General features: G+C 65.5%; 6 protein-coding genes. 1 reads left to right on the top strand and 5 read right to left on the bottom strand.

What is annotated here, in order from left to right:
• The 3 genes from WA702_RS28375 to WA702_RS28365 form a co-directional block, all read right to left on the bottom strand.
• A partial coding sequence (locus tag WA702_RS28375) for a 2-hydroxychromene-2-carboxylate isomerase (protein WP_425113856.1) occupies positions 1 to 476 on the bottom strand: 476 nt, incomplete at its 3' end.
• Positions 477 to 581: 105 nt separating this feature from the next.
• A complete protein-coding gene (locus tag WA702_RS28370) occupies positions 582 to 1,940 on the bottom strand; it encodes an MATE family efflux transporter (RefSeq protein WP_425113855.1) in 1,359 nt (452 codons plus the stop codon).
• Positions 1,941 to 2,033: 93 nt separating this feature from the next.
• Positions 2,034 to 2,615, bottom strand: coding sequence for a DUF2239 family protein (locus tag WA702_RS28365; protein WP_425113854.1), 582 nt, complete (start codon positions 2,613 to 2,615; stop codon positions 2,034 to 2,036).
• Positions 2,616 to 2,779: 164 nt separating this feature from the next.
• Between WA702_RS28365 and WA702_RS28360 the strand changes: the two genes are divergently transcribed.
• Positions 2,780 to 3,445 (top strand): glutathione S-transferase family protein, encoded by a 666-nt coding sequence (locus WA702_RS28360; protein WP_425113853.1) that lies wholly within the window; start codon positions 2,780 to 2,782, stop codon positions 3,443 to 3,445.
• Here WA702_RS28360 and WA702_RS28355 read toward each other — a convergent pair whose 3' ends face one another.
• Positions 3,446 to 4,744 carry an MFS transporter gene (locus tag WA702_RS28355; protein ID WP_425113852.1) on the bottom strand — a complete coding sequence of 433 codons (1,299 nt, stop codon included), beginning with the start codon at positions 4,742 to 4,744 and terminating at the stop codon, positions 3,446 to 3,448.
• Between the two features lie 112 nt (positions 4,745 to 4,856).
• Positions 4,857 to 6,287 (bottom strand): gamma-glutamyltransferase (ggt, locus tag WA702_RS28350; protein ID WP_425113851.1); only part of this gene is annotated, 1,431 nt, incomplete at its 5' end.

Here is a 6,287-nt window from a genome sequence, read left to right as displayed (position 1 = left end):
GCCTTGACCTCCGGCTCCTGCGCGCGGGCCAGCAGCTTGGCGCCGTCGAGCCCGGATGCGTTGAGCGCTGCAAGCGCCACCTCAGGGTCGTCCATCTTCTTTGGCTCGCGCCACATATGATGGAAGGCGGCGTCGACATAGGTCTCGAACACGCCTTCGAGCTGGGCGGCGATCGCGGCACGCATCAGGTTCAGCGTGTTGACTGGAAAATGCGGGTTCCAGACATACGGCGCGACGTGGAAGCGCTTGACGAAGCGCTGGGTCTCGAGCGCGTGAAACTCGCGCTTGTTCTTGACGCCTGCGAGCGTCTCGGCCGGCGACTTGTTGTTTGTGGCCTTGAAGATGCCGCCGAGCAGCACCGGCACGTAGTCGAACTTGACGCCGATCCGCTGCTCGATCGCCGGGATCGCCTCATGGCTGAGAAAGGCGTTGGGGCTGCCGAAATCGAACAGAAATTGCGGGGCGGCTGGGCTCACGGACGGTCTCCCTGGATTTTCCGGCATTGTGGTCCAGGGTGCCGGCCGCGTCCAGTTGTTTATGATGATCGTCATATTGCGCGCGGCGGCACGCGTGCCGTCCCGTCAGACGAGACGGGTAATGGTGCGCTTGCGCCAGACCAGCAGGTAGAAGCTCATCTGCAGCAGCAACATGGTGCAGAACGTGATCGGGTAGGCGAGCCAGACGCCGTCGATCCCGAAGATGTGACTGAGCAGAAGCGCCGACGGCACCTCGACGCAGGCGATCGTCAGCATCGAGATCGAGAGCGGCGCCCATACCGTGCCGCTGGCGCGCATCGCGGCCGAGAACGTCGTCGACATCCCGAAGGCGACCGAGCTCCACAGCACGATGTGCAGCGAGCGCTGCGCGAGTTCGATCACGGCCGGATCGGTGATGAAGAAGCCCATCAGGATGCGCGAGAACAAATAGGCGATCGCGACCAGGCTGCCGGTCAGCACCACGTTCATCTCGATCCCGGTGCGGACGATGCGGCCGATCTGCTTGGCGTCGCCGCGGCCGATGGCCTGGGCGCCGAAGATCGAAACCGAGATCGCGATCGATATCGCCGGGAACTGCACATAGCTCAGGACCTGGTTGACGGCACCGTACGCCGCGGTGGCGCCGGAACCGAAGCTGTTGACGAGGCCGAGCAGCACCATCTCCGCGGTCGACATCACGATCATGTTGAGCGCGGCGGGAATGCCGAGGCGCAGCACGATCCGCAGCAGATGCGGATCGAGCCGCATGCCGCGCAGGAACGCAGCGTCGAAGGCCAGCGGATGCTTGCGGCGGCGCAGATAGAAATTGAGCCAGATCAACGTCAGCAGGCTCGATACCGCAGACGCGCAGGCCGCGCTGGCGACGCCGAGCTGCGGCAGCCCGAACCAGCCCCGGATCAGGGACGGCGTCACCGCAAGTCCGATGACCGTGGAGACGGCCAGTGCGAGCAGCGGGGTCACGGTATCGCCGACGCCACGCATCAAGGCGGTGAACAGAATGAAGGTGAAGGTCAGCGGCATCGCCAGCATCATGATGCGCGCGTAGCTCGCGGCCGCATCGCGGATGTTCGCCGGGGTCGCCAGCGCCGCCATCAGCTCATGACTGAACAGTCCGCCGAGCACCGCGATTACGGCGCCGATCAGCAGGGTCACCGTCAAGGTGGTGCCGGCGATCATCTTGACCTTGCCGATCTCGCGCGCGCCCCAAGCCTGTCCGATCAGCACGCCCGCACCGGAGGCCAGCCCCAGTACGAAGGAGATGAAGAAGAACATCGCCGGAAAGAACACGGAGACGGCGGCGAGCGCGTCGACGCCGATCATCTGGCCGAGATAGACGTTGTTGATGGTCCCGAACAGCGCCTGCAGGATGTTGCTGAGCATCATCGGCGCCAGGAAGATCAGGAACGGTTTGCGAAGCGGCGGAAGATTCGACACGGGATGCATCCTGTCGACCACGGTGTGCAGGCATGCCCGCGCGTGGTCGCGTTGAAGGAAGATGGTTGATGCGCGCGCTTGGTCGGTCAGTCCACGGATCGTTCAGTCGGCACGGTCGCGATAGGCGAGTGCGATGACATGGTCGCGAATATCCGCCGGCCATTCCGCAATCAGCGCGACAAAGCGACGCCTGTCGTCGGCAAACAGCGCACGCGCCGCTTCCTCGAAATTGGGGTTGTTGCCCGCAATGCCCGACATGAAGTGATAAGCGGCATCGCGCGCTTCGCGGGCCCGGTCCCTGTCGCCGCTCGCCCCTCTGGTGTCATCGACCAGCTTGCGCAGCGCGACCGAGGCGCCGCCGGGCTGCGCATTCAGCCATTCCCAATGGCGCGGCAGCAACGTCACTTCGCGCGCGACCACGCCGAGCTTCGGCCGTCCGCGGCCGCGTGGCTCGCTCGCTGCCGGCACGCATGGCTCGTCGTCGACCGCATTCTGCGGCAGCCGCGCCAGGATGTCGGCATCGCTGCCCCGCAGGTCGAGATCAATCGCGCGCCCGGTGCGGTCGTCGAAGATCGTGATCGGGGCCGGCGTCGTGCCGGCGTGCTTCACCGCCAGCGCGACATCTGCGAGCACGCCGCTGGCCAGGCGCTGCGCGCCTGCGAAGGCGGTGAAGGTCGGGGTCATGGCGCGTGCTCCGGTCCAGGTGCGCAGCTTTATATCCGGATATTATTATATGTCCATATCATCCGGGTAAATATTTCACGCGCGTGGCGGCTTTCGCCACGTCGCGCCGCACTGATCCGCCTGCTAGGGATCGACCCCATTCAATCGATCACGCCGGGGATTCGATGCTCACCGTTCATCACCTCAACAACTCCCGCTCGCAGCGTGTGCTCTGGCTCCTCGAAGAGCTCAGCGTGCCCTACCAGATCATCCGCTATGAGCGGCTGCCCGATTTGCGGGCGCCACCTGAGCTGCGGGCGATCCATCCGCTCGGCAAGTCTCCGGTCATCACGGACGGCGGCAACGTGGTCGCGGAATCCGGCGCGATCGTCGAATACCTGATCGAGACCCATGGCGGCGGCCGGCTGATCCCGCCGCCGGGCACGCCGGAGCGGCTACGCTATACCTATTGGCTGCATTATGCCGAGGGATCGGCGATGCCGCTGCTGTTGTTGAAACTGCTGTTCAACATCATGCCGAAGCGCGCACCGGGGCTGCTGCGTCCGCTGGTGCGGAAAGTGTCGAGCCAGACGCTGACCACGCTGGTGATTCCTCAGCTCAAGCAGCACATGGCATTCTGGGAAAGCGAGCTGCAGAAGAGCGAATGGTTCGCCGGTGGCGCATTCACTGCGGCCGATATCCAGATGAGCTTCCCGTTGCAGGCGGCCGCCGCACGCGGCGGGCTGGAGCAGAGCCATCCGCGCGCGATGGATTTTCTCGACCGAATCGAGAAGCGGCCCGCCTATCAGCGTGCGATGGAGAAGGGCGGGCCGTATACGGTCAGCCGTTGATCAGCCGCCCGCCTGCAGCACCCGGCCGCGCGTTTCTGGCAGCGCATAGGCGGCGATGAAGAACACTGCGTAGGCCACGACCGCGAAGAGCGCGATCGCATTGGCCAATGAAGTCGAGGCCGATAGCGCGCCGACGAGATAGGGGAAAAGGGCGCCGATGCCGCGGCCGAAATTGTAGCAGAAGCCCTGGCCGGAGCCGCGCAGCCGGGTCGGATACAGCTCGGTCAGGAAGGCGCCCATGCCGGAGAAGTAGCCCGAGGCGAAGAAGCCGAGCGGGAAACCCAGCACCCACAGGATCTCGTTGGAGAGCGGCAATTGGGTGTAGAGCAGCACCACGGCGATGGCGCCTAGCGAGAAGATCAGGAACAGATTGCGCCGGCCGATGCGGTCCGCCAGCCACGCGCCGACGAGATAACCGACGAAGGAGCCGATGATCAGGGCCGAGAGATATCCGGTGGAGCTGACGATCGACAGCTTGCGCTCGGTGGTGAGGAAACGCGGCACCCAGAACGTGATCGCGTAGTAACCGCCCTGGCAGCCCGTTGCCGCAAGCGATGCCAGGATCGTGGTCTTGAGCATCGGACCGGAGAAGATTTCCCAGAGCTGCGGCTGGTCGCCCGTCTGCATCTGCTGCACGCGAGTGGCGGCGGCAATCTCGGGCTCGGTGACATAGCGGCGGAGATAGAACACCAGCAACGCCGGCAGCGCGCCGACCACGAACATCCAGCGCCATGCGCTCTCCGCCGGCAACACCGAGAACAGGATCGCCTGCGCCAGTACGGCAAGGCCCCAGCCGACCGCCCAGCCGGCCTGCACCGAACCGACGGCACGGCCGCGATATTGCGGCCGGATCGCCTCGCCCATCAGCACCGCGCCGGCCGCCCATTCGCCGCCAAAACCGAGGCCGAGCACCGCGCGCGCGATCAGCAGCTGGTCGAAGTTCTGCGCCAGCGCGCAAAGCAGCGAGAAGAAGGAGAACCACAGGATCGTGAACTGCAGCGTCCTGACCCGCCCGACGCGGTCGGCGACGTAGCCGCCGAGCCAGCCGCCGATCGCCGAGGAGAGCAGCGTCACGGTGCCGGCAAGGCCGGCCATGCCGGCATCGACCTTCCACAGCGCGATGATGGTGCCGATCACCAGCGGGTAGATCATGAAGTCCATGCCGTCGAGCGCCCAGCCGGAGGCGCAGGCCCAGAAGGTATGCCGCTCGGGCGGGCTCATGTCGCGATAGAACGCGAGCAGGCTGCTATCCTCGATTGCAGCGGTCTTGATCGCCTGCGAGGGCTCGACGGTGCTCATGCGGTTTCTCCCTGGACTACGCGGGCTGTCGGCAGGGATGCCGTCGCCCGTCTTGTGATGCGCATATCACGCAATCTATCCCGGCAGGGACGGCGAGCAACCCGTCATCGCGTCATTGCGGGGCCGCCTCCGCGCCGCGTGTTCGCGGATCGGGCGCGCCGAGCAGGCCGTTGGCCGTCACCAGGATCGAGTTGGCGGAGGTCTCGCCCATCGGCTGCACGATGCGATGGCCTTTTGCGGCGAGCTCGGCCAGCACCCCGGCCGGAAAGCCGCGCTCGATTCTCACTTCGTCGGGCATCCATTGATGGTGCAGCCGTGGCGCCGCCACCGCCTGCGCAATGTCCATATGATAGTCCAACACGTTGACGATCACCTGCAGCACGGTGGAAATGATGCGGCTGCCGCCCGGCGACCCCGTCACCAGCAGCGGCTTGCCATCCTTGAGCACGATGGTCGGCGACATCGAGGAGAGCGGCCGTTTTCCCGGGCCGGGCAGGTTGGCCTCGAAGCCGACCAGGTCGAACGCATTGGAGGCGCCGACCGCGGCGGTGAAATCGTCGAGCTCGTTGTTCAGCAGCACGCCAGTGCCGTCGGGGATCAGGCCGACGCCAAACGGAAAGTTCAGCGTGTAAGTGTTGCTGACCGCGTTGCCGATGCTGTCGACCACCGAGTAGTGCGTGGTGTTGCTGCCCTCGCGCAGCGGCTTCACCTGCAGCACGTCGGCGGCCGCGGTCGCGTGGTCTGGATCGATGCTGGCGCGCTGCTTCGCGGCATAGTCCTTCGACAACATCACGTTGACCGGCGCGTTTACGAAAGCGGGATCGCCGAGATAGCGGGCGCGATCGGCATAGGCACGCTTCATCGCCTCGATCAACAAATGAAGCGAGGCGGCGCTACCCTGCTTGAAATCGCCGAGCTGATAACCTTCGAGGATGTTGAGCGTCTCCAGCAACACGGTGCCGCCGGAGGAGGGCAGCGGCATCGAGACGATGTCATAGCCGCGGTAGGTCCCGCGCACTGGCGTGCGGATCACAGGCTGGTAGGATTTCAGATCGTCTGTCGTCATGATACCGCCGGCATCCTGGATGCCCTTGGCGAGCTTCTCCGCGACCGGTCCCTCGTAGAAGCCGCGCGGTCCCTGCTCGGCAATCGCGCTCAGCGTGTCAGCGAGATCGGGCTGCACCAGCCGGTCACCGTCGCGCAGCGGCGTGCCGTCATCGCGCGAGAAGATCCGCGCGCTCGCCGGCCAGCGCGCCAGCCGCTTGTAGGATTCCGGCAGACTGTCGGCCATGTCGTCGGTCATCACAAAACCGTCGCGCGCCAGCGCGATCGCCGGCTGCAGCAGCTGGCTCAAAGTGAAATGGCCGGAGCCGTATTTCTCGAGCGCAAGCGCCAGCCCCGCGACGGTGCCGGGCACGCCGATCGCCAGCGCGGAATTGCGCGACTTGTTGTTATCAGGCTTGCCGTCGGCGCCGAGAAAGATGTCTTTCGTGGTCGCGGCGGGCGCGGCCTCGCGGTAGTCGATCGCGACGTCCTCGTTGCG

Origin of the sequence: Bradyrhizobium sp. (genome assembly GCF_049798375.1) — a bacterium.
Lineage (GTDB): Bacteria > Pseudomonadota > Alphaproteobacteria > Rhizobiales > Xanthobacteraceae > Bradyrhizobium.
Note: the sequence above shows the minus strand (reverse complement) of the source record. Positions and strands in the feature narration are given on the sequence as shown.